The sequence below is a fragment of the Actinosynnema pretiosum genome (genome assembly GCF_002354875.1).
GTDB classification, from domain to species: domain Bacteria; phylum Actinomycetota; class Actinomycetes; order Mycobacteriales; family Pseudonocardiaceae; genus Actinosynnema; species Actinosynnema auranticum.
This window is the reverse complement of the sequence record NZ_CP023445.1, coordinates 6,059,307-6,081,452: the sequence shown is the minus strand read 5'-3', so window position 1 is coordinate 6,081,452 and position 22,146 is coordinate 6,059,307. Positions and strand designations below refer to the sequence as shown.

General features: G+C 74.1%; 17 protein-coding genes. 6 read left to right on the top strand and 11 right to left on the bottom strand.

Annotated features, from left to right (window positions below; translation table 11 throughout):
- Window positions 1–15: 15 nt before the first annotated feature.
- Window positions 16–1,593 (bottom strand): solute symporter family protein, encoded by a 1,578-nt coding sequence (locus CNX65_RS25735; protein WP_096496065.1) that lies wholly within the window; start codon window positions 1,591–1,593, stop codon window positions 16–18.
- Window positions 1,593–2,012, bottom strand: a complete 420-nt coding sequence (locus CNX65_RS25730; protein WP_096496064.1) for a DUF485 domain-containing protein — start codon at window positions 2,010–2,012, stop codon at window positions 1,593–1,595. Before CNX65_RS25730 ends, CNX65_RS25735 begins: the two co-directional genes overlap by 1 nt.
- A gap of 341 nt (window positions 2,013–2,353) precedes the next feature.
- Between CNX65_RS25730 and CNX65_RS25725 the strand changes: the two genes are divergently transcribed.
- From CNX65_RS25725 to CNX65_RS25710, 4 genes are all read left to right on the top strand, one after another.
- Window positions 2,354–5,335: a sensor histidine kinase gene (locus CNX65_RS25725; RefSeq protein WP_096496063.1), complete on the top strand. Its 2,982-nt coding sequence runs from the start codon at window positions 2,354–2,356 to the stop codon at window positions 5,333–5,335.
- Window positions 5,332–5,775, top strand: coding sequence for a roadblock/LC7 domain-containing protein (locus CNX65_RS25720; protein WP_096496062.1), 444 nt, complete (start codon window positions 5,332–5,334; stop codon window positions 5,773–5,775). The genes CNX65_RS25725 and CNX65_RS25720 overlap by 4 nt, the downstream gene beginning before the upstream one ends.
- A gap of 10 nt (window positions 5,776–5,785) precedes the next feature.
- The gene (locus CNX65_RS35750; RefSeq protein ID WP_157767860.1) at window positions 5,786–6,493 is read left to right on the top strand and encodes a DUF742 domain-containing protein; all 708 of its coding nucleotides are present in this window, start codon (window positions 5,786–5,788) and stop codon (window positions 6,491–6,493) included.
- A 145-nt stretch (window positions 6,494–6,638) separates the two neighbouring features.
- Entirely contained in the window at window positions 6,639–7,097 is a 459-nt protein-coding gene (locus CNX65_RS25710; protein WP_015803876.1) for a GbsR/MarR family transcriptional regulator, read from the top strand.
- Here the strand turns inward: CNX65_RS25710 and CNX65_RS25705 are convergent.
- The 7 genes from CNX65_RS25705 to CNX65_RS25675 form a co-directional block, all read right to left on the bottom strand.
- On the bottom strand, window positions 7,040–8,008 hold the full coding sequence (locus CNX65_RS25705; protein WP_096496061.1) for a COX15/CtaA family protein: 969 nt from the start codon (window positions 8,006–8,008) through the stop codon (window positions 7,040–7,042). The two genes, CNX65_RS25710 and CNX65_RS25705, sit on opposite strands and share 58 nt — an antisense overlap.
- A 152-nt stretch (window positions 8,009–8,160) precedes the next feature.
- Window positions 8,161–9,009 carry a hypothetical protein gene (locus tag CNX65_RS25700; protein WP_096496060.1) on the bottom strand — a complete coding sequence of 283 codons (849 nt, stop codon included), beginning with the start codon at window positions 9,007–9,009 and terminating at the stop codon, window positions 8,161–8,163.
- Window positions 9,009–10,130, bottom strand: a complete 1,122-nt coding sequence (locus CNX65_RS25695; RefSeq protein WP_096496059.1) for a hypothetical protein — start codon at window positions 10,128–10,130, stop codon at window positions 9,009–9,011. The genes CNX65_RS25700 and CNX65_RS25695 overlap by 1 nt, the downstream gene beginning before the upstream one ends.
- A 3-nt stretch (window positions 10,131–10,133) precedes the next feature.
- Window positions 10,134–10,457: a WXG100 family type VII secretion target gene (locus CNX65_RS25690; RefSeq protein WP_096496058.1), complete on the bottom strand. Its 324-nt coding sequence runs from the start codon at window positions 10,455–10,457 to the stop codon at window positions 10,134–10,136.
- Window positions 10,454–11,206: a YbaB/EbfC family nucleoid-associated protein gene (locus CNX65_RS25685; protein ID WP_096496057.1), complete on the bottom strand. Its 753-nt coding sequence runs from the start codon at window positions 11,204–11,206 to the stop codon at window positions 10,454–10,456. Before CNX65_RS25685 ends, CNX65_RS25690 begins: the two co-directional genes overlap by 4 nt.
- 165 nt (window positions 11,207–11,371) lie before the next feature.
- Window positions 11,372–12,088, bottom strand: a complete 717-nt coding sequence (locus CNX65_RS25680; protein WP_218182412.1) for an ABC transporter permease — start codon at window positions 12,086–12,088, stop codon at window positions 11,372–11,374.
- A 53-nt stretch (window positions 12,089–12,141) separates the two neighbouring features.
- Window positions 12,142–13,053 carry an ABC transporter ATP-binding protein gene (locus CNX65_RS25675; protein ID WP_096496055.1) on the bottom strand — a complete coding sequence of 304 codons (912 nt, stop codon included), beginning with the start codon at window positions 13,051–13,053 and terminating at the stop codon, window positions 12,142–12,144.
- Window positions 13,054–13,201: 148 nt separating this feature from the next.
- On the opposite strand from CNX65_RS25675, the gene CNX65_RS25670 reads away from it, so the two are divergent.
- Entirely contained in the window at window positions 13,202–13,828 is a 627-nt protein-coding gene (locus CNX65_RS25670; protein WP_232520008.1) for a DUF998 domain-containing protein, read from the top strand.
- Complete coding sequence (locus CNX65_RS37410; RefSeq protein ID WP_232520007.1) at window positions 13,825–16,461, top strand: glycosyltransferase; 2,637 nt, start codon at window positions 13,825–13,827, stop codon at window positions 16,459–16,461. Before CNX65_RS25670 ends, CNX65_RS37410 begins: the two co-directional genes overlap by 4 nt.
- Here CNX65_RS37410 and CNX65_RS25660 read toward each other — a convergent pair.
- Together CNX65_RS25660 and mptB are read right to left on the bottom strand one after the other, a co-directional pair.
- Complete coding sequence (locus CNX65_RS25660; RefSeq protein WP_096496054.1) at window positions 16,404–20,303, bottom strand: patatin-like protein; 3,900 nt, start codon at window positions 20,301–20,303, stop codon at window positions 16,404–16,406. The two genes, CNX65_RS37410 and CNX65_RS25660, sit on opposite strands and share 58 nt — an antisense overlap.
- A gap of 157 nt (window positions 20,304–20,460) precedes the next feature.
- A complete protein-coding gene (mptB, locus tag CNX65_RS25655) occupies window positions 20,461–22,065 on the bottom strand; it encodes a polyprenol phosphomannose-dependent alpha 1,6 mannosyltransferase MptB (protein WP_232520006.1) in 1,605 nt (534 codons plus the stop codon).
- Window positions 22,066–22,146 lie beyond the last annotated feature (81 nt).

Below are 22,146 nucleotides of genomic sequence, written 5' to 3'. Positions count from 1 at the left end.
CGATCAGGGCGGACCTCAGGGCTGCAAGCCGGACCCGATCCCGGTCAGCGACCGGACCTCCATCTCGGCCTGCTTCGCCGGGTCCGCCTCCTCCTTGGACAGGATCGTCCCCAGCCAGCCGCACAGGAACGACAGCGGGATCGACACCAGGCCGGGGTTGTCCAGCGGGAACCAGTGGAAGTCCACGTGCGGGAAGATCGCCGTCGGCGACCCGGACACCGCGGGGGAGAACGCGATCAGCACCACGCACGACCCCAGGCCGCCGTACAGCGCCCACAGCGTGCCGTTGGTGTTGAACCGCTTCCAGAACATCGAGTACACGATCGTGGACAGGTTCGCCGACGCGGCCAGCGCGAACGCCAGCGCCACCAGGAACGCCACGTTCTGCCCGTTGGCCACGATGCCGCCGCCGATCGCCAGCACGCCGACCACCACGGCGGTCAACCGGGCGACCCGCACCTCGGAGCGCGGGTCGGCCTGCCCGCGCTTGATGACGTTCGCGTACACGTCGTGCGCGAACGAGGCCGACGCGGTCATGGTCAGACCGGCCACCACCGCCAGGATCGTCGCGAACGCCACCGCGCACACGATGCCCAGCAGCACCGTCCCGCCGATGTGGAACGCCAGCAGCGGCGCGGCCGAGTTCTCCCCGCCCGGCGCCTTGCTGATCGAGTCCTCGCCGACCAGGGCCAGCGCGCCGAACCCGATGACCAGCGTGCACAGGTAGAACGTGGCCATCAGCGAGGTCGCCCACACCACCGAGCGCCGCGCCTCGCGGGCGTTCGGCACGGTGTAGAAGCGCATCAGCACGTGCGGCAGGCTCGCGGTGCCCAGCACCAGCGCCAGCGCCAGCGAGATGAAGTCCAGGTGCGCGATCGCGGAGCCGCCGTAGCGCGCGCCGGGCGCCAGCACCTCGTCGCCCAGCGGCGAGCGCCTGCTCGCGGTCTCCAGCAGCGCCGACAGGCTGAAGCCGAACTTGCCGAGCAGGAACACCGTCAGCATGGTCACGCACAGCAGCAGCAGGACGCCCTTGATGATCTGCACCCAGGTCGTGCCCTTCATGCCGCCGACCAGCACGTACAGCACCATGACGACGCCCACGACCGCGATGACCAGCGCCTGCCCGGCCTCGTTCTGCACGTCCAGCAGCAGCGAGACGAGCGCGCCCGCGCCCGCCATCTGCGCGATCATGTAGAAGAGCGAGATGACGAGGGTCACGTTGGCGGTGGCCGCGCGGACGGGCCGCTGGCGCATCCGGAACGCCAGCACGTCCCCGAGGGTGAACCGGCCGGTGTTGCGCAGCCGCTCGGCGATGAGCATGAGCCCCACCAACCAGGACACGACCCAGCCGATGGAGTACAGGAACCCGTCGTACCCGTTCACCGCGATGCTCCCGGAAATGCCCAGGAAGGACGCGGCGGAAAGGAAGTCGCCGGAGAGCGCGACGCCGTTCTGCGAGCCGGTGAAGCTGCTCCCGGCGGCGTAGTAGTCGGACGCGCTCGCGTTCCGGGCGCCCGCCCGGTACACCACGAACAGCGTGATCAGCACGAAGACGCCGAACACGCCCAGGTTGACCGCCGTGTTGGCGCCCATCAGATGCCGTCCTCGTCGGTCAGCTCGCGGACCGCGGCGACCCTGGGGTCCAGCCGGAGCCTGGCGTATCGGGAGTAGCCCAAGGTCAGGGCGATGGTGGTGACGAACTGGAGCAGTCCGAGCAGCAGGCCGACGTTGACCACGCCGAACACCCTGGTGGCCATGAAGTCGGGCGCGAACGCGGACAGGCCCACGTACGCGAGGTACCACGCGAGGAATCCCAGGATGGCGGGCACGACGAACAGAGCGGTGCGCCTGCGCAGTTCCCGGAAATCCTCGCTCTGCTGAATCGCGACGTAATCCGGATTGCCGTCCTCGTCGACGAGCAGAGCGGGTGCGGGATCGTCGAAAGTGGCGAATCCCCGCGCGTCCGCCCGCTGGTACCGGGATTCCACCGGTGGCGGAAACGCCTTGGTCATCAATCCTCCACGCGGATTCGCGGCACGGGCCCGTGCGGCTGCACGGCGGCTGCGGGCGCTCAGCGTAACCGCGTCCGGTCAGCTGTCCAACGGCCTGTGCGGAGTGTCGCCGCGCGTGTCGTATCTGTTAACACCTGCGGCTTCCGACCCGCGTAAACGGGGTTTCTCGAAAATTTCTCACATAGTGTGATCCGCCGAACGGTTGAGATCAGGACGACTGGTCGTTGTCGTTCGGGCGTTCACGACCTACTATCTCGCAGCAGCCTTCCCCGCCTGCCGTAAAGGCCGGTGTGGTTTTGGCTGTGCGGTGAATCGACCTTAAGAAACTCCGGGGCTGCTTGGTGACTGGCGACAACAGCACGCGCAGGCAATGGCGGACCGCCGTCGCCGACTGGCGGAATTGGCGGCTGCCGGTCAAGCTGGCCGCCGTCCTCGCGGTACCCGTGCTCGTCGCGCTCGGCTCGGGCCTGACGCAGATCGGGACCGACGTGCGCGCCGCCGACGGCTACGCGAACATGCAGCGCCTGGTGTCGCTGCGCGCGGGGCTGACCCCGCTGGTCGCGAGCGTCCAGGACGAGCGGGCGCTGTCCGCCCAGCGCGCCGAGGGCGCGGGCGTGGACAAGCGCAACTTCGACGCCGTCACCAACGAGACCGACCGCGCCGCCAACGCCGTGCGCGACCTGGTCCGCAACACCCCCACGCTCGGCCCCGTCGCCGAGGCCCGCTACCGCGACGCGCTCGTCCAGCTGGACGGCCTGCCGCAGCTGCGCGACCGGGTCTCCAGCGGCGGCGTCGACCTCGCGGGCGGCATCGGCGCCTACTCGGTGGTCATCCGCTCCCTCACCGACTTCGACCAGGCCATGGTCGGCGACTTCGGCGACGCCTCCCTCACCGGAACCGCGAACGCCCTGCACAACCTGGCCATGACCGGCGAGCAGGTCTCCTGGCAGCAGGCCACCGTCCTCGCGGGCGTGAGCCGCCGGGGCCTGCTGGACACCGAGAAGACCATGCTGGAGCAGTCCTGGACCCGCTTCCAGGACAAGGTCGCCGAGTTCACCGCGGTGGCCACCGCCGACCAGCAGGCCGACTTCCGCAGCACCGTCGCCGGCCCCGAGGTGGACACCCGCAACCGGCTGCTCCAGGGCGTGCGCACCGACCCCGGCACCGTGCGCACCCAGGTGCCGGTCAAGGACTGGAACACCGCCTCCAGCTCGACCCTGTCGCGCATCGAGGTCGTCATGTCCCGCCTCGGCGGCGAGCTGCTGCGCGCCTCCGCCAGGCTCCAGGACTCCACCAGCAACCGCGCGGGCGTGGCCTCGGTCATCCTGCTCGCCTCGCTGTTCTCCGCGGGCGCCATCGGCTTCGTCGTCGGCAGCTACCTGCTGCGCTCGCTGCGCACCCTGCGGGTGGCCGCCCTCGACGTCGCGAACAACCGCCTGCCCGAGCTGGTCACCCAGCTGCGCGAGGGCGGCGTGCGCACCGGGATCGAGCCGGTGCCGGTGCACACCACCGAGGAGTTCGGCCAGCTGGCCCGCGCGTTCGACGCCGTGCACAGCCAGGCCGTCAGCTCCGCCGCCGAGCAGGCCGAGCTGCGCGCCGGGATGCGCAACGCGTTCATCAACCTCTCCCGCCGCAGCCAGGGCCTGGTCGAGCGCCAGCTCAAGCTCATGGAGGAGATGGAGCGCCAGGAGGAGAACCCGGACCAGCTGGCGAACCTGTTCAAGCTGGACAACCTGGCGACCCGGATGCGCCGCAACAACGAGAACCTGATGGTGCTCTCCGGCAGCGACGTGGCCCGCCGGTTCACCCGGCCGGTGCCGCTGGCCGACGTGCTGCGCGCCGCCGGGTCCGAGATCGAGCAGTACCACCGGGTGATGGTGCAGACCGTCCCGCCGGTCGACGTGGTCGGCTACGCGGCGGGCGACCTTGTCCGGCTCGTCGCGGAGCTGCTCGACAACGCCACCGCGTTCTCCCCGCCCGGCACCCAGGTGATCGTCAGCGGTCGGCCCCGACCGGGTGGCGGCGTCCTCGTCGACGTGGTCGACCAGGGCGTCGGCCTCACCGAGGAGGGCATGGCCGAGGCCAACCGCAAGATCGTCACGGCGGCCCAGGACGACACCGCCGAGCTGTCCGCGTCCCGCCAGCTCGGCCTGTACGTGGTCGGCAGGCTCGCGGGCAGGCACGGCATCCAGGTGGTGCTGCGCGAACAGGGCGCCGAGCGGGACGGCGTGCGCGCCGTCGTGGCCGTGCCCTCCGAGCTGGTCCGCCCGGCCGGGACCGGGCAGCTGCCCGCCGCCCGCAGGCCCGCCGCCGAGCTGGAGCGCGGCCAGGGCGGCGCCCAGCAGAGCGCGCTGCAGAGCAACGTCGTGCACAACGCCCTGCAGAACGGCACGCCGCAGAACGGGACCTCGCCGTTCGGCGCGACCCGCGGCGGCGCCGGGCAGAACGGGGCCGCCCACCACGGGACCGCGCAGAACGGGACCGCGCAGAACGGCGCGGCGCTCGGCGGCGCCCCGGCGGGCGAGAGCGGCTGGGCCGCGTTCGCGGGCCGCGCGCTCGACCAGACCCCGCCCGCCGCGCCGGAGCCCACCCGTTCGGAGCCCGCTCGTTCGGAGCCCGCTCGTTCGGAGCCCGTTCGGCCGGAGCGGGGCGGGCCGCGCGCCGAGCAGTTCGTGATGGACGACTCGTTCTCCTTCTCCGTCGACCCGTCCGCGCCGACCGCCGCCCCGCGGGGCGACGCCTCCCACGTCGCCGACGCGCCGCCCGTGCCGCCCAGGCAGGTCGAGATCCCGCCCGGCGGGGAGCTGCCCAAGCGCACCGCGACGCCCCCGTCGCGCTCCGCGACGGACCCGTTCCGGCAGCCAGAGGCCACGCAGGGCGGTTCGACGTGGTTCTCCAAGCGCCCGAAGGCGCAGACCGCCGAGCCCGCCGCCCACGCCGCCCCCGCGGCGCCCCCGGTGACGCCGCAGGCGGCCCCCTCGACCGAGGGGGCATATGCGCCCGGCCGGGCCACCGCGCAGTTCTTCGGCGCGCCGTCACCCACCAGGCAGACGCAGCCTCCCGCTATTCCGGCCGAAGAGGTACCGTCCCGACACGTGACAGCCGCAGGGGCGGAGCTGCCCAAGCGCAAACCGCGCACCAACCTGGACGCGAACCTGGTCACCGAGCGGCCCGCGCGGGCTGAGGGCGAGAGCGCTGCGCCCCCACCCGTACGGAGGGACCCGAGCGCGACACGCGGGTTCCTGGCCAACTACCAGACCGGCGTCCGGCAAGGTGTTCGTGAGGCTGGGGACAACAGAACGGGGCGGGAGACCGAACAATGAGCGCGCAGAGGGCTGGGCAGGTCGATCGGTTCGGTTGGCTGGTGTCCAACTTCGCCGACCGGGTGCCCGGTGTCGCCCACGCGGTGGTGATCTCGGTGGACGGTCTGCTGCTGACCGCCTCCGACGGGCTCCCCGAGGACCGGGCGGACCAGTTGGCGGCCATCGCGGCCGGCGTGTCGAGCCTGACCGACTCGGCGGCGCGCTGCTTCGACGGGGGCGGCGTCAAGCGCTCGGTGGTCGAGATGCAGCACGGGATCATGCTGCTGATGTCGATCCGGGACGGCTCGTGCCTCGCGGTGCTGGCCGCGCCGGACGCCGACGTCGGCCAGGTGGCCTACGAGATGACGGTGGTGGTCGAGCAGGTCGGCCAGCTGCTGACCCCGGAGCTGCGCGCGCAGATCCACGACGCCAAGCGGATCATGGCCCGTCCTTCGGCCTGAGGTGGAGCAGATGAGCAGCGATCCGGAGTCCCAGTCAGGCAAACAGTCGTTCGCCGATCTGCTCAACGGCTTCAGCTTCAGCTCATCCCGCTCGCCCAAGCCGGAGCGCGAGGCCACGCCGGACCGGGCGGCCCGCCGCGCGCGGCGGGCCGAGCGGGCGCCCGAGGCCGAGCAGCCGGAGGGGCGGCAGGACGACCGCCCGGAGTACGGGGACTACCCGTACTCCGAGGCGGGGTACGGCGACGCCCCCGCGTACGAGCGCGGGTACGCCGAGCCGGTGCACGACGGGTACGGCGAGCCCGAGCCCGGTTACGCCGACGCCGGTTACCCCGACGCCGGTTACGCCGACGCGGGGCACCCCGCCGAGCCCGAGGACGCGCCCTCGATCGTGCGCGCCTACTCGTGGACCGGCGGGCGCACCACCTCCACCTACCAGCTGGAGCTGGAGACCCTGGTCTCGGCGGCCGAGTGGGACCACCCGGCCGCGCTCGGCATGAAGGCCGAGCACCAGGAGGTCATCGCGCTGTGCGGCAGGCCCCGGTCGGTGGCCGAGATCGCCGCGCTGCTGAAGGTGCCGCTGGGCGTGGCGAAGGTGCTGCTGGGCGACATGGCCGAGCGCGGGCTCATCGACGTGCACCAGACGATCTCGTCCGAGGACGGCGACCAGCCGAACATGGGCCTGATGGAGCGGGTGCTCGCGGGGCTGCGCAGGCTCTGAGCCCGGCGCGCGGCGAGGGCTCCCACCGGGGAGCCCGCAGGGGATTTCGCCCAGGGCGATCACCCGCGTCCCGGCGCGCCCTTTGCCGGAAGATCCACCTGCGACCTACTATGCCTTCAGTGTTGACCGAAGGGCAGGGGGTCGCATGAGCGCGGGACGGGAAGCGCGGCTGGCCGCGTGGATCGAGCGGTTCGCCGCCCACTTCGCCGAGGAGGGCATCCCGCTGATCGGCGGGCGCATCCTCGGCTACCTGCTGGTGTGCCAGCCCAGCGAGCGGACGGCCGCCGAGCTGTCCCAGGAGCTGGAGGCCAGCAGCGGGTCCATCAGCACCAACCTGAAGTTCCTCGTCAACGCGGGGCTGGTGACCAAGCGCACCCGCAGGGGCCGCCAGGCCGCCCAGTACCGCATCGACGAGAAGCGCTGGGCGGACCTGGTGCAGCGGAAGCTGGACGCGCTGGTCAGCGTGCGCGAGCTGACCGAGTCCGGGATGCGCCTGATGAGCGGTGACCCGGAGCGGGCGGTCAGGCTGCGCGCCGTGGACGACCTCTACGCGTGGCTGGCCACGGAGCTGCCCTCGCTCTGGGAGCGCAGGCCCTCGCGCTGATCCCCGGCGCCCTCGACGTCGCGGACGCGGGTGACCAGCCACAGGCCCGCGGTCGCGACGACGACCACGGCCGAGCCGAGCACGTGCAGCGACACCAGGGCCTCGGGGATGCCGAGGAAGTACTGGACCATCCCCGAGGTGCCCTGGGCGAGCACGGCGGCCACCAGGAGCCAGTAGCGCTTGCGCGCGGCCCTGAGGTGGAAGTGCAGCGCGAAGCCGAGCGCGATGAGCATCCCCAGGAACAGGAACAGCAGGTCGGCGTGCAGCTGCGCGACGGTCTCGATGTCCACCTGGAGGCGCGGGGTGTCCGCGTCGCCAGCGTGGGGGCCCGCGGCGGTGGTGAAGGTGCCCGCGACCAGCAGCAGGCCCAGCACGCCCGTCTGGACGCCCTGGAGGGCCATCAGGGGGCGGGGCAGCAGCGGCCGGGGCGGCGCGTCGCCCTCGCGCAGCGCGCCGACCAGGAACACGGCGTACCAGACCAGGACCATCGAGATCAGGAAGTGCACGCTCACCGTCCACCAGGCCAGGCCGGCGAGCACGGTGATCCCGCCGACGACGGCCTGCAGGACCACACCGCCGAACTGGACCAGGGCCAGCTTGAGCACGCGCGGGCGGCGGGGCCGGTCGAACCAGGCGGCCAGCACGGTCAGCGCCGTGATGATCGTGATGACGCCGGTGAGCGTCCGGTTGCCGAACTCCACCCACTGGTGCAGCGCGGCCACCTCCGGGTGCTCGACGGGGGTGAAGCTGCCCTCGAAGCACTGGGGCCACGTCGGGCACCCCAGGCCGGAGCCGGTCACGCGGACGACGGAGCCCGTGACGGTGATGCCTGCCTGGGCGAGGACCGCCGCGATGGCGAACGAGCGCTGGCCTGAGCGCAGGAAAGAGGTGAACCAGGACGGTGCGGACACGCACCGATGGTAGGCAAGGTGGTCGGCGGAGCGTGACCGGGGGTTGACAAGATCGGGCGGTGCATGGTTAGGCGGTCCGTGGCAAGGGACCTAGGTCCTGCCGACCGGACGACCGGGTGTCGGGCACGTCGCCGCCCGGCGCGGCGGGCCGGTCAGCTCGCTGCTGCCGGGTGCCGGGGTCGCGCGCGGGGGACGCGGTCGAGCAGACCGACGGCGCTGTCGACCACGGGGAGCACCGTCGCGGGGTCGATGGGCCCCTCGAAGACGGCGTAGAGGAAACCGGACTCGAACCGCCACGTCACGTCCTGCTGCGGGCCGGGCAGGGCGTCGGTGCGCGCGGCGAACCAGCGCAGCGCCTCCGCGTTGAACGCGCTGCGCGCGCTCGCCAGGTCGAGCCCGCGCGCGCTGAACTCCACGTCCGCGGGCGAGTCCAGCGGCACGCGGCTGTCCCGGTCCCGCTCGCCCGCGACCGGCAGCCCGGCCTCGTGGGCGAGCGCCATCCGCTCGTGGTGGGGCAGGCCCCTGAGCCGGATCAGGGACATCGGCGGCAGCGGGTGGGTGGCCACCTCGATCCGGTGCTCCACCACCCAGTCGACTCCGATGAGTCTCGGGTGCCGCAGCACCCGCACCGAGTTCTCGGTGACCCGGATGTGCCAGGGGCCGCGCCGCAGGTCCAGCGCGAGGTCGGACCGGAGCGCCGACCGCTGGTAGAACCAGAACGGGAACAGGGAGTCGCGCGGTCCGAGGAGCAGCGGGCGCACCGACGCCGACCGGGGCGCCGCCCCGTCCCCCGGCCCCGTCACCCCTCCTCCGTGCGCGCTCGCCAGCGGCGCCAGCGCCGCGGCCCGCTCAGCCAGTTCCCGCCCGCGCGCGTGGAACTGCGACCGGCGGCGGATGAGCGCGAACGTCAGCCAGGCGCCCAGCGCCACCAGCGTGATGGGGCTGGTCAGGTACTCCGCGATGCTCTGCGCCACTTCGGGCAGACCGGCTTTCTCGGCCATCAGAGGTCCAGATCTCCCTTGATGCTCTGCTTGGACCGGTCGGTCCCGGTCCCGTCGTAGGCCGCCTGCTTCTCCAGGCCCGCCAGGTTCCGCGCGCCCTTCTCGTGCAGCGGCAGCACCTGGGCCTCCAGTTCGCCGCCCGCCGCCTGCGCGAACGACCTGCCCGCGCCCTGCTGCACCCGCTCGCCGACCAGGCCGTCCTTGCTCATCAGCCGGTCGAGCGGGGAGTTCAGCGTCTTCTGCCACCGGGAGCCGGACCGGGCCGCCAAGCGGGCGTCGGCGGCCCTGCTGGCGGCGGCCTTGTCCGCCATCGCCTTCCGGAAGGCGGGCCTGATGGTCCGCATCCGGCCGACCAGGCGGCGCAGGAAGTCCACGATCCTGGTCAGGAACCCGCGCAGCTTGGCGACGATCCTGGCGACCCGGCCCGCGCTGGCCGCGACCCGCACGCCGGTGGCCGCGCCCGCCGCCGCCGTCGAGCCGCCCGCCGTGGGGATCGCGGCGGCCAGCGCGGGAATCCAGATCATGATCAGCCAGGTGATCAGCTCGGTGAGGACCGCCTTGATCACGTCCTCGACCACGGTCATGACCATGCTGGAGATCTGGAGCAGTTGGGCCAGCTCACCGGCGTGCCCGGCGACCCCGTCGACACCGCCCGCGAACTGCCCCAGGCGCTCGGCGGCTGCCTCGGCGGCCCCGCCCTCCCAGCCCTGCACCTTGCCGCTCAGGTCCCGGTCGAAGGACTCGCGCAGCTTCGCGACGCCCTCGCCGATGGCGTTGAAGTTCTCGGCCGCCTGCGCCAGCGCGGGACCGTCGCCGCTGACGAAGTGGATCGCGTCCTCCAGCGGCTGCACGACGCTGATCAGGAAGTTCAGCCCCTGCCCGATCAGCCAGCCGAGCGGGTCCATCGCGATGGACGTGGCGGAGGCGCCCACCGATTGGATCAGCGCCGACGCCTCCGAGGTGAGCGCCTGATCCCCACCCGGCTCACCGGTCTTGCTCGCCGCCTCGGCGGTCTTCAGGTAGTTCCCGTAGAACGGGGCGGCCTCGGCGGCCTTCTGCCCGGTGGTCTTCTCGCCGACGGTGATCTCGACCCCGCCCGCTTCCACCTTCTCCTCGGCCACGCGCTACCTCCCGCCGCTTCCGGTGTCGATGCCGTCGAAGGCCCGCTGGATCGCCTCTTCGGGGCCCCGGTAGTCCTCGGCGGTCGCCCGGAAGCGCTCACCCACCCCCTGCAGGCCGTCCTCCAGGTCGCCGAACAGCTCCTTGAGGTCACCGAGCATCCCGGTGTAGGTGCTCTTCACGAACAGCCCGACGACGCCCCAGGACTTGTCGCCGACGTCGGCCCGGTCGACCAGGCCCTTGATCTGCCCGGCCGTGCCCGCGTGCCCGTCGGCCGCGCCCGCGAAGCCCTCCAGCTCCGCCGGGTCCACGCTGAAGCCGCCGCTCATCGCCCGTCCTCGTCGTCGTAGAGGTTGAGGAAGCGGTCGTTCTGCTCGCCTCCGGGACCGGCCTGCGGCTTCGGCTGCTGCTTCCAGCCCTCGTTCATGAAGTTCCGCTCGGAGAAGTCCTCCTGCTGCGTTTCACGGCCCTGTGCTTCACGGCCCCGTGGCTTGCCCGGCTCGGGCTTGCCGGTCCGCGCTCCGGGTTGCGGCCTGCCGGGTTGCGGCTGGGCGGGCGGGGGCGTCGGCCCCTGCGGTGGCGCGGGACGAGCAGGCGGCGCGGGTGGCGCGGGTGGCGCGGGTGGGCGCGGCGGGGCCTGCTGCGGGGGAGCGGTCGCCTCGTCGGCGGTCACCGCCCGCAGCTCCTCCTTGGACATGCCGAACAGCTCGGCCTGGGTCTCCAGCACCTGCTCGGTCAGGTCCAGGTCGTCGCCGAACGCCTCGCCGAGCGCCCCGTCGACGATCCCCGCCTGCCTGCGCGCCGCCTCGGCGACCGCCTTGCGCAGCGTCGACATCAGCTCGCCCGCGAGCGCGTGCGCGGGCTTGCGCACGGCCTGCTCGGTGAGCCTGATGTCCAGGACCGCCCCGGAGGGGCCCGCGACGACGGTGACGGACCGGTCCGCCGAGGTCGCCGCGACCTCCAGCTCGGCCAACCGCTGCCGCATGTCGTCGACACCCGCGAACTGCCCCTCGACGCGGGTCATCCGCGCCTGGAACCGCTCGAACTGCGCGATGAGCTGCTCAAAATCCGCTGACAAAGCACGCCCCCCAAGGCCGTCCCCCGTGTGATCGGCCCACATCGTGACCGCTCAACGGGTGATTCCGGGGGAGAACGGGTGAAACGGGGCCGGAAAGCCGAGAGCGGGAGCGCCCACCTGGGGGCGCTCCCGCTCTCGGGAAATGTCGGTACCGCTCGGCTCAGCTCAGCTCAGCTTCGTCGTCCGCGTCGCCGCGATCCCGGCCACCGCGCCCCACGCCACCAGCACCGCCACCGGCCCGAGGCCAGGACCGGTCCCGCGCACCAGCGCGGCCTCCAGGCCCTCCACCAGCGCGGCCGACGGCAGCAGGCCCACCACGGCGCCGACGCCCGACGGCATCGAGTCCGGGCTCAGCGCGACCCCGCCGACCAGCAGCAGCAGGAACCACACGATGTTCGCCAGCGCCAGCACGACCTCCGCGCGCAGCGCCCCGCCGAGCAGCACGCCCAGCGCGCCGAACGCCAGCGTCCCCAGCACCACCAGCAGCGCCGCCCAGGCGAGCCCGGCGGCGGTCGGCGACCAGCCGAGCAGCAGCGCCGTCACGCCCAGCACGGCCATCTGCACCACGACCACCGCGAACCCGGCGGTGATCCGCCCGACCACCAGCAGCCACCTCGGCAGCGCGGTCGCCGCGAGCCGCTTGAGCACGCCGTAGCGCCGGTCGAACCCCAGCGCGATCGCCTGCCCGGTGAACGCCGACGAGATCACCGCCAGCGCGAACACCCGCGCCGCCGCCGACGCCACCCTCGGCTCCGGCACCGGCAGCACCGTCGCCAGGGTCAGGGCGACCAGCAGCCCCAGCGGGATGATCAGGGTCAGCAGCAGCTGCTCGCCGTTGCGCAGCGTCAGCACCGTCTCGGTCCTGGCCTGCGCCAGCAGCATCCGCCCCAGCGGGGCCCTGCCCGGCGCGGGCGCGAAGGTGCCCGGTTCGAACCTCACGACCGCAGCTCCCTGCCGGTCAGCTCCAGGAACACGTCCTCCAGGCTGCGCTTGGCCACCGTCAGCTCCTCGGCGAGCACGCCCTGCTGGGCGCACCACGACGTCACGGTCGACACCACCTGCGGGTCGACCTTGCCCTCGACCAGGTACGCGCCCCGGACGGTCTCGCGCACCCCCATGCCCTCGGGGAGGGCGGCGATCAGCAGCGAGGTGTCCAGGCCCGGCCTGGCGCGGAAGCGCAGCTGCTGCTCGTCGGCGCCGTGCGCGGTCAGCTCGCTCGGGCTGCCCTGCGCGACCACCCGCCCGCTGTCCACGATCACCACGTGGTCGGCCAGCGCCTCGGCCTCGTCCATCAGGTGCGTGGTCAGCAGCACGCTCACCCCGTCGGCCTTGAGGGCCGCGACGAGGTCCCACACGAGCCTGCGCGCCTGCGGGTCCATGCCCGCCGTCGGCTCGTCCAGGAACACCAGCTCCGGCCTGCCGACGAGCGCGCACGCCAGCGACAGGCGCTGCTGCTGCCCGCCGGACAGCCGCTTGTACGTGGTGCGGCCGACGCCGTCGAGCCCGAGGACCTCCAGCAGCCAGGCCGGGTCCAGCGGGTTCGCGGCGCACGCGGCCACCAGCCGCAGCATCTCGTCCGCCCGGATGCCGGGGTACCCGCCGCCGCCCTGGGGCATCACGCCCACGCGGGGCCGCAGCCGGTCGCCGTCGCGCCACGGGTCCAGCCCGAGCACGCGCACCTGACCCGCGTCGGCGGCGCGGAAGCCCTCGCACACCTCGACGGTGGTCGTCTTGCCCGCGCCGTTCGGGCCGAGCAGCGCCAGCACGCTGCCCCGCTCCAGGACGAGGTCGAGGCCGTTCACCGCGGTCTTGGCGCCGTACCGCTTCACCAGCCCCGACACTTCCACGGCAGGGCGATGGGGTTTCGGGCTCACGAAGGGCAGCGTAGGCCAATGGGGGTGGGGCTGGCCCCACCAGGGTTCTCCAGGAAGCTCCAGGGTCGTGTGGGGGGACTTCCCGATATCCCCGGATGGATCATTCCGCCATTATCTCCGTGTGGACGAGAACCGGGTGGAAATAGTCGCGGCGCCGCGGGCGCTGGCTGTTGCCGCACTCGTCGTCTCGCCTTTTCCCGTAGTTTACCTGCACCTCTCGTCCGGCAGTACGATCAGCCCTGTCCAGAACACGATCAGCGATTACGTCTCCGTTTCCGGTGGGACCTGGCTGCTGGGTCTCACCGCACTCGCGCTGGCGGTGGGGTCGATCGCGTTGCTGGTGGGCATGGTGCGCTCGGGTTTGCCGAGGCGGGGGCCGGTGGCGGTGCTCATCGGCCTGTGGGCGGCGGGGCTGGCCGTCGTGGCGGTCTTCCCGACCGACCCGCTCGGAGCCCCGACCTCGGTGACCGGACTGGTGCACAGGTACGCGGGCGCGGTGATGTTCGCGAGTCTCCCGATCGCCGGTTGGCTCGTTTCCCGCGCATTCCTGCCGAGCCCTTCGCTGCGTCGCCTCTCGGTACTCGCCGGATTCGCTTCCGGCGCATTCATGTTGAGCCACACGGCGGTATTGGGCGCGGGGAGCGGGATGGTCCTGCTCGGTCTCTTCGAACGCGTCCTGTTCGTCGTGCTGTACGCGCTGCTGTTCACGCTGGCGGCTGCGCTCTCCGAGCGGGAGGGGACGTCGTGACGTGGATCGCGGTGGGGCTGGCGGTGGTCGGGGCGGTGTTCTTCGCGCTGGCCGCGCGCCTCCAGCACGGGGCGGTGCGGGCGGTGGAGGGGCCGCTGCGGGTGGCCGCGCTGCTGGGCAGACCGCGCTGGCTCGTCGGGCTGGCGCTGATGGTCGTGGGCGCGGGCGTGCACGCGGTGGCGCTGGGCGTGGCCCCGCTGAGCGTGGTGCAGCCCGTGGGCGTGCTGGCGATCGGCGTGACCGCCGTGCTCGACCGGCGCTGGGCCCGGCTGCCCGCGGTGCTGGTGACCACGCTCGGCGTCGGCGCGTTCGTGCTGCTCGCGGCGGGCAGCGCCACCCCGACCGAGGTGCGGCCCGAGGCGGAGCTGCAGGCCGTGCTGGTGTGCCTGGCGCTGCTGGCGGCGGCCGGGCTCGCCGGGGTGATCACCACCCGGCCCGCGCTGCGCTCGCTGGCGTTCGGCTCGGCGGGCGGCGTCGCCTACGGCTGCGTGTCCCTGCTGATGCGCGCGGTGTCCCAGGACTTCCAGGCCGGCGCGCTCGACCTGTCGTCGGCGCTCGCGGTGGTGGCCATCGTGGTCGCGCTGCTGGTCGGCGGCTGGTTCATCCAGCACGCCCACGCGGGCGGCTCGTCGCACCTGGTCGTGGCCTGCCTGACCGCCGTGGACCCGCTGGTCGCGGTGGGCCTCGGCGCCTTCCTGCTCGGTGAGGCCGTCGCCACCGGCGCCCCGGTCGCACTGGGCCAGCTGGCCGCCGCCGGGGTCGCGGTCGCGGGCGTGGCCGCGCTGGCCCGCGCCGAGCACGACCCGGAGGCCGGGCACGACCCGGAGGCCGGGCACGACCGGCACGACGGCCCCGACCGCACCGCCCCTGACGCGGACCCTGACGCCGACCCTGACGCCGCCCGGTCGGCAGACCCCGACTCCACCTGGCCCGCAGGCCGCGCCGCCGCCCGGTCGGCGCGCCGCGAAACCTCCCCGCCCGCCGACCGCGACACCACCCGGCCCGCCGCACCCGCTGCCCCCGCCCGCGCCCACGACGACCCCCGCCCCGCAGGCCCCCGCCGCACCACCCACGACCACGCCCGCACCCGGCCTGCCGCCCCCGATGCGTCCGCCCGCACCACCCACGGCCGCGACGCCACCCGGCTCGCCGCACCCGCTGCCCCCGCCCACGCCCACGACGGCGCCCGCCCCGCAGGCCCTCGCCGCACCGCCCGCGACCGCGACGCCACCCGGCCCACTGACCCCGACGCCCCCGCCCGCACCACCCCGGACCACCGCACCACCCCAGCCCACCGCGGCCCCCAGCCGCTCCTCACCCCCGCGCGCGAACGGTCAGCGGACCGGGGCGCGGCTGCCCGCGAGGGCCGTCCCGCGCGGAGGGGCACCACCACCGGGGGACCCGGTCCCCTGCTGGAGCGAATCGACCACCTCGGAACGGAGAACGACGTGAACGATGGCCGCGCCCTGCGCATCCTCATCGCCGCCGAGACCTTCCCGCCGGACGTCAACGGCGCCGCGCGCTTCGCGCACCGCCTCGCGGCCGGGCTCGCCGGTCGCGGGCACGACGTGCACGTCGTGTGCCTGGCCCCCGGCGGCGAACCCGGAACCGAGCGGGTGGACGGCATCACCGTGCACCGCCTGCGCTCGCACCGCACCCCGTTCCACCGCACGTTCCGGGTCGGCGTGCCCTGGCAGGTGTCCAAGGACGTCGCGGGCGTGCTCGACGCGGTCCGCCCGGACGTCGTCCACGTGCAGGCGCACTTCGTCGTCGGCCGCTACGCCCTGCGCCTGGCCGCCGAGCGCGGCATCCCGACCGCCGCGACCAACCACTTCATGCCGGAGAACCTGTTCGGCCACGCCCACGTCCCCGGCTGGCTCCAGGGCGTCGCCTCCCGCTGGGCGTGGCGCGACCTGCGCAACGTCTTCGACGTCGCCGACGTGGTCACCGCCCCCACGCCCCGCGCGGTGTCCCTGCTGCACGACAACGGGTTCCCGCGCCGCGCGGTGCCGGTGTCCTGCGGCATCGACGTCGACCGCTACCGCCGCCACCCGGCCCCCGCCAACGACCGGCCGACCGTGCTGTTCGTGGGCAGGCTCGACGAGGAGAAGCGGGTCGACGAGCTGCTGCGCGCCGCCGCGCTGGTGCCGCTGGTGAAGGTCGACCTGGTCGGCGACGGCTCGTGCCGCGCGGAGTGGGAGAGGCTCGCCCGCGAGCTCGGCATCGCCGACCGGGTCCGGTTCCGCGGCTTCGTCGACGAGGAGGAGCTGCTCCGGGCCTACGCGGGCGCCGACATCTTCTGCATGCCCGGCGTGGCGGAGCTGCAGAGCCTGGCGACGATGGAGGCCATGGCCGCGGGCAAGCCGGTCGTGGCCGCCGACGCGATGGCGCTGCCGCACCTGTGCCGCCCCGGCCGCAACGGCTGGCTGTTCCAGCCCGGCGACGTCGCCGAGCTGGCGACCAGGCTGCACGCGCTGGCCGCCGACCCGGCGCTGCGGGCCAGGATGGGCGCGGCGAGCGGCGAGCTGATCGCCGCGCACGCCATCGACTCCACCCTGGCCGCGTTCGAGGGCCTCTACGCCGAGGCGATGGGCTCGGCCACGGCAGCCGCGCCCGCCGCGCTCGCCGCCTGAGCGCGGGAGACCCGGTCGGCCACCCGGCGCGCGGCCCGCTTCCCGGCGGGCCTGAGCACCGGGTGGCCGTCCCGCACGCCCACCAGGAACCGGAACAGCCCGCCGTGCCCCTCCAGCCTGCGCAGGAACGCGGCCTCGTCGCGGACCCCGGCCAGCACCGCCTGGTCCTCGATGGCGGCCAGGATGCGCGCCCGCCCGCGCAGCGGCACCCACCAGGTGGTGACCAGCAGCAGCACCACCCCGAACCCGGCGCCGGTCCACAGCACCGCCTCCCACGCGGTGAACCTCAGGTCCAGCGCCCGCAGCAGCACCACCAGCGCCAGGTACCCGGTTCCGTACACCCCGGCCCACCCGGCGGTCGCCGCCGAGGGCGGCTCGGCGTGCTCGGTCACCCACGGCGAACCGCCACCGGACGGGTCCGCGCCCGACCCCGAGCCCGACCCCGAGACGCCCGGTCCACCGCCCACCGCGGCGGGCTCCTCGGCCCGCCGCCACCGCTGCATCGACCGCCCCAGCGAGAACGACGCGCCGAACCCGATCGCCACCGCGGCCAGCGACGCCAACCCCAGGACCCACCAGTCCGCCTCGACCAGCCACCGGGCCGCCCCCCGCGCGCCCAGCCACAGCGCCCCGGCCGCCGCCACCACCCCGACCAGCCGCTTCGGCACCCGCACCCGCCCCAGCACCGCCAGCGGCGTGCCCACCGGCGACGGCAGGCTGCCCAGCGCCAGCAGGCACGCCACCACCAGCCCCACCCCGGCGATCGCGACGACCCCGGTGGTGGCCTCCTGCGGGTTCGTCCCACCGCCCAGCGCGTCCCGCGACCGCGTCACCGCCACCGACGCCAGCGGCAGCACCGGCGACAGCAGCACCAGCCCGTGCAGCAGCGTCCCGGACCGCAGCGCGGCGTACCCGAACGCGGCCAGCAGCGTCGCCGCCCCCAGCGCCGCCGCCGGGGCCACCGCCCAGCCGGGCAGCAGGTCGAACAGCGACAGCACCAGCAGCGCCCCGCCCAGCGCCAGCCCGACCAGCCCCAGGAACCTCGACAGGTTCCCGCCCCTGGTCAACCCGTTGATCATCCAGTAGGGCAGCAGCGCCGCCCCGCGCAGCGCCCTGGTCAGCGGCTTCACCGGCCCCAGCCCCGACCGCTCGCTGTCGGCCACGGTCACCGCGACCGCCGCCGCCGTCGCCGCCGTGCGGATCACCTGGTCGCTGCCCGCCTCCTGGCCGATCGGCTCCCGCCCGATGCCCGCCCGGTCGAACGCGCGCAGCGCCAGCACGCCCAGCGCCGCCGTCTCCTCGGTGCTGATCGGCGGCGTGGCGAGCCTGGCCAGCAGCCCGGCGTGCTCCTCCAGGAACAGCTCGCCGCGCGAGCGCCGGTCCGCCCCGTCCGCCCGGTCGGCCAGGATCGCCTGCCGCAGCGCGGGCAGCTCCTCGCAGATGATCCGCGCGTGCAGCCCCCACGCGGCCAGGTCGGCGAGCGCCGCGCAGGTGGGCGGCAGGTCGGACTCGCCGGAGGCGTACACCCCGGTCAGCTCGGCCACCGCCGCCTCCCGCGCCGCCCTCAGCTCCTCCGGCAGCGCGCTGCCGAACAGCTCCGCCACCAGGTCCGCCACCACCGCCCCGGCGCGCTGCGCGGCGTCACCGGGCAGCCCGCCCGCGAGCTTGTCGACCCGCCGCAGCCTGGTCGGCTCGAACAGCACCCGGCACAGCATCGACGCCCCGTCGAGCCTGCCCCAGATCCAGTCGTTGACCCGCCAGGACCGCTTGAGGAACCCGGAGAACCGGCTCAGCGACGCCCCGCCCGCCTTGTCGTCGGGGGTGCGGCTGTAGTCGGCGAACGCGTTGCGGGTGCGCAGGCTGACCTGCACCAGCTCCACCGCCTGGTCGAGCCCGCTGATCGAGTCGTCGGCCAGGCACGTCGTGGCCACCTCCAGCGCGAGCAGCCGGGACAGCCACACGTCGTCCCCGACCAGCCCCACCTCGGACTCGCCCGCGGTCATCGGCTCGGTCAGCAGCAGGCACCACGGCTCCAGCCCGACCATCGACCGCCGCTCCGGGCTCAGCCCGGTGATGATCGCGTGCGCGTGCCCGAGCACCTCGGCGACCAGCGCCACCTGCGCCCGCACCCGCTGCCCGAGCTCCTCGTCGGAGTCCGCGCCCATCCGCTCGGTGAAGTTCTGCAGCCGCTCCCGCCAGTACACCTGGTTCAGCTCGACCGGCCGGTCCTCGGGCAGCTCCAGCCAGGCGCGCACCCGCGCCTCCACGCCCGCCCGCACCTGCTCCGAGTCCAGCTCCTCGTGCAGCCTGCGCAGCTCGGCCCGCACCCGGTGCAGCACCGTCCGGTCGCCGGTGATCCGCGCGCAGTCCTCGAGGCCCGGCCCCTCGGCGGGCACCACCCACACCAGCCGCTTGAGCAGGTCCATCGCCGCGGTGACCAGCCGCTCGGCCATCGAGATGCCCCACGGCCAGCCGGTGACCGGCGCGGCCACCGGCAGCGGCGGCACCGGCACGTACGGCAGGCTGCCGTGCTCGCGCAGCCAGGTGCGCTGCGCGACCTCGGCGGCGGCCCGCACCCGCTCGAACGTCCAGCCCGCCGCGTTCGAGCCGGGCTTGTCCAGCTCGCGGGTGGCCAGGTCGCGGGCGGCGAGCCGGATGCGCACGTCCTCGTAGTGCCCGCGCAGGGTCCTGGTCAGCTCGTACAGGCTGCGGGTGATCGGCGCGTCCTCGCGGTGCAGCCGGGACAGCAGCGCGCTGCGCCCGCCGCGCCGGGTCGCGGCCCGCCGGTTGTGCTCCTCGATGCGCTCCACGTAGGTGCGCCCGCTCTGGCTGGTCAGCGCGCCCAGCAGCTGCCCGCCAGCGCCGACCGCCGTCGGCGGGCCGGGCTCGGCGGACGCGGCGCCCTCGGACGCGCCGGGCGCGTGCGGGAACACCAGCAGCATCACCCGCCGCACCGGGCCCTCGGCGGGCATCCGGTCGATCGCCTCCAGCGCCTCCCTGGTGGGGGTGTTGACCAGCACGCCGCCGTCCACCGCGTACCGGGACAGGTCGCGGTCGCCGTCGGTCCACGAGGCCACGCCCGCCATGTCGACCGGGCCGCCGCCGTTGACCGGCACCCGCGAGGGCTCGAACGCGAACGGGAACGACGCCGACGAGCGCGCGGCCAGCGCCATCCGGGGGATGAGCCGGTCCAGCTCGCTCGGGGCGAAGTCGTCGCGCGGGCGCTCCTGCGCGGTCTCCCCGGCGGGCCTGGCCCACCCGTACGGGTCACGCCGGAACGAGAAGCTGCCCTGGTGGCTGGACTGGACCAGGGCCTCGCCGAGGTCGTCGTAGGTCACCGACGGCACCCCGGTGAGCAGGGTCGTGGTGATCCGCAGGTCCACCGGGCGCTCGTGCGCGGGCAGCGGCCGGTAGTCGTCGGTGAGGCGTTCGAGGGCCTCGTGCAGCCGGGGCAGGAAGAACTCGTCGCCGCGCAGCAGCGACACCGGGTCGCCCTGGAACGGGGTGCGCAGCAGCTGCTCCATGCGGCCCTGCTCGGACCACAGGTCCCGCAGCCGCTCCAGCTTCGCGGCCTCGTTGACCTGCGCCAGCGCCAGCGCGGCCCCGTTGATGCCGCCCGCCGAGGTGCCGGTGATGACGTCGGCGCGGGCGGTCGCGCCGACCATGTCGAGCAGGTGCCGGTAGGGGCCCGAGCTGCGGGTGAGCCGGTCCACCTCCAGCACCGAGCCGCCCATCCACACGGCCAGGCTCACCCCGCCGTTGAGCACCACCGCGAAGCGGACCTGCTCCTTCGGGATTCCCCCGGCCCCGGCCTGCGGGTTCTGCTCCGAGCCAGCGCTCACGCCCGTTCCCCCTCGATCACCCGTGGTGGGCTTCCAAGATCCCTGCGGACACTGGAAGGACACCACGGACATCTCGTGCGAGTGAGGCGGGGTTACCCCTCGTGACCGAATTGCTGCTCAGCGCGGTCGGGACACCCGGCGGGGGCGCGCGGTCGAGCTACGCGGCTCCGGGCAGCGGGTCCTTCCGGATCAGCGGCCCGACGTGCTTGCGCGCCACGAACAGGCACACCGCGAACACCAGCACCGCCCCCAGCACCGCCTGCGGCAGCACGTACGCGCGCCCGTCGAACGCGGCCCCGGTCGGCGGCAGGACCACCGCGATGATCGCGCTGCCCGCCGTCGCCACCAGCCGGAACCGCTTGGCCAGCACCGCCGTCGCCAGCGGCAGCGCCGCCCACAGCAGGTACCAGGGCTGGAGCACCGGCCCGAGCACCAGCACCGCGCCCAGGCCCGCGCCGAGCCCGTTGACCGCCTTGATCCGGCCCCGGAACGCCTTCCACAGCAGCGAGCCGACGATCACCACGTACACCGCCTGCCCGATCAGCCTGCCGAGCGCGATCGTCGAGTCGGTGTGGTTGCCCAGGCCCAGCGCCAGCCCCAGCCCGCCGCCGAGGAAGCCCAGCGCGGTCGGCGGCGACATCCAGCTCTTGACCGTGCCCGCCGTGTTCAGCGTCTCGGTCCACCCGAACCCGAGCCCGGTGCCGAAGCAGGTCGCCACGGTCACCACCACGGCCACCACCAGCATGAACACCGCCACCGACAGCAGGTCGCGCAGCCGTCCGCCGCGCCTGCGGGCCACGATGATGCCGAGGAAGCCCAGCGCCAGCGCGGCCGGGAGCTTCACCATCGCGCCGAGCGTGATCAGGGCCGCGCCGAGCGCCACCCACAGCAGCTCGTCGCGGGTGAGCGGGTCGCCGGGGTTGTGCACCGGGAGGCGGCGCAGCGCCACCTCGATGCCGACCAGCATCAGGCCGATCGCCAGCGCCTCGTTGTGCACGCCCACGACCAGGTGGAACAGCACCAGCGGGTTCGCCGCGCCCAGCCACAGCGCGCTCACCTCGGGCACGCCGAACCGCACCGCGAGGCGCGGCAGCGCCCACACGATCATGGCCAGGCCGACCAGGGCGAGCATCCGGTGCAGGAACACGCCGGGCAGCACGTGGTCGCCGGTGACCGCCGAGATGACCCGGCCCAGCGCCAGGAACAGTGGCCCGTACGGGGCGGGGGTCTCGCGCCAGATGGTGGGGACGTTCTGGGTGAGCACGTTGTCCACGCCCAGCGCCGTGGCCGGTCCCAGCTCGTACGGGTCCTGGCCGTTGGCGGCGATCTGGCTCTGCGCGAGGTAGCTGTAGACGTCGCGGCTGAACATGGGCAGCACGAAGACCAGCGGCGTGATCCACATCATCAGCGTGCGGTCCATCTGGCTGCGCGAGACCAGCCTCGGGCGGCCGGGGCGGGCGAACCGGCCCAGCCACAGCCACGCCGAGACGATCATGAAGATGCCGGTCCAGGCCACCGCCAGCGTCGCGCTCGGCATCCGGGCGAACAGGCCCAGCACCGGGGTGCCCGGCAGCGGGCTCAGCACGGGCGCGGCGCCCGCGCCCAGCGACCCGGCCGCCAGCAGCAGCGCCCCGACCGTGCCCCACCGCCGCACGATGTCCAGCTGCCTGCGCTCGACGGCGTCCAGCGGAGCCGCCCCACCGATCCCGTCGCGGTCACCGAGAACCGCGCCGGTGATCACCCGCTCTCCACCCGTCCCCACCGGCGCAGGGTAGCGAAGCGCGGTGCACCCGGCGTTTCTCGGGCGGGTCGTGACCTGCTGCTATGCCACCGGGGCCGGTCG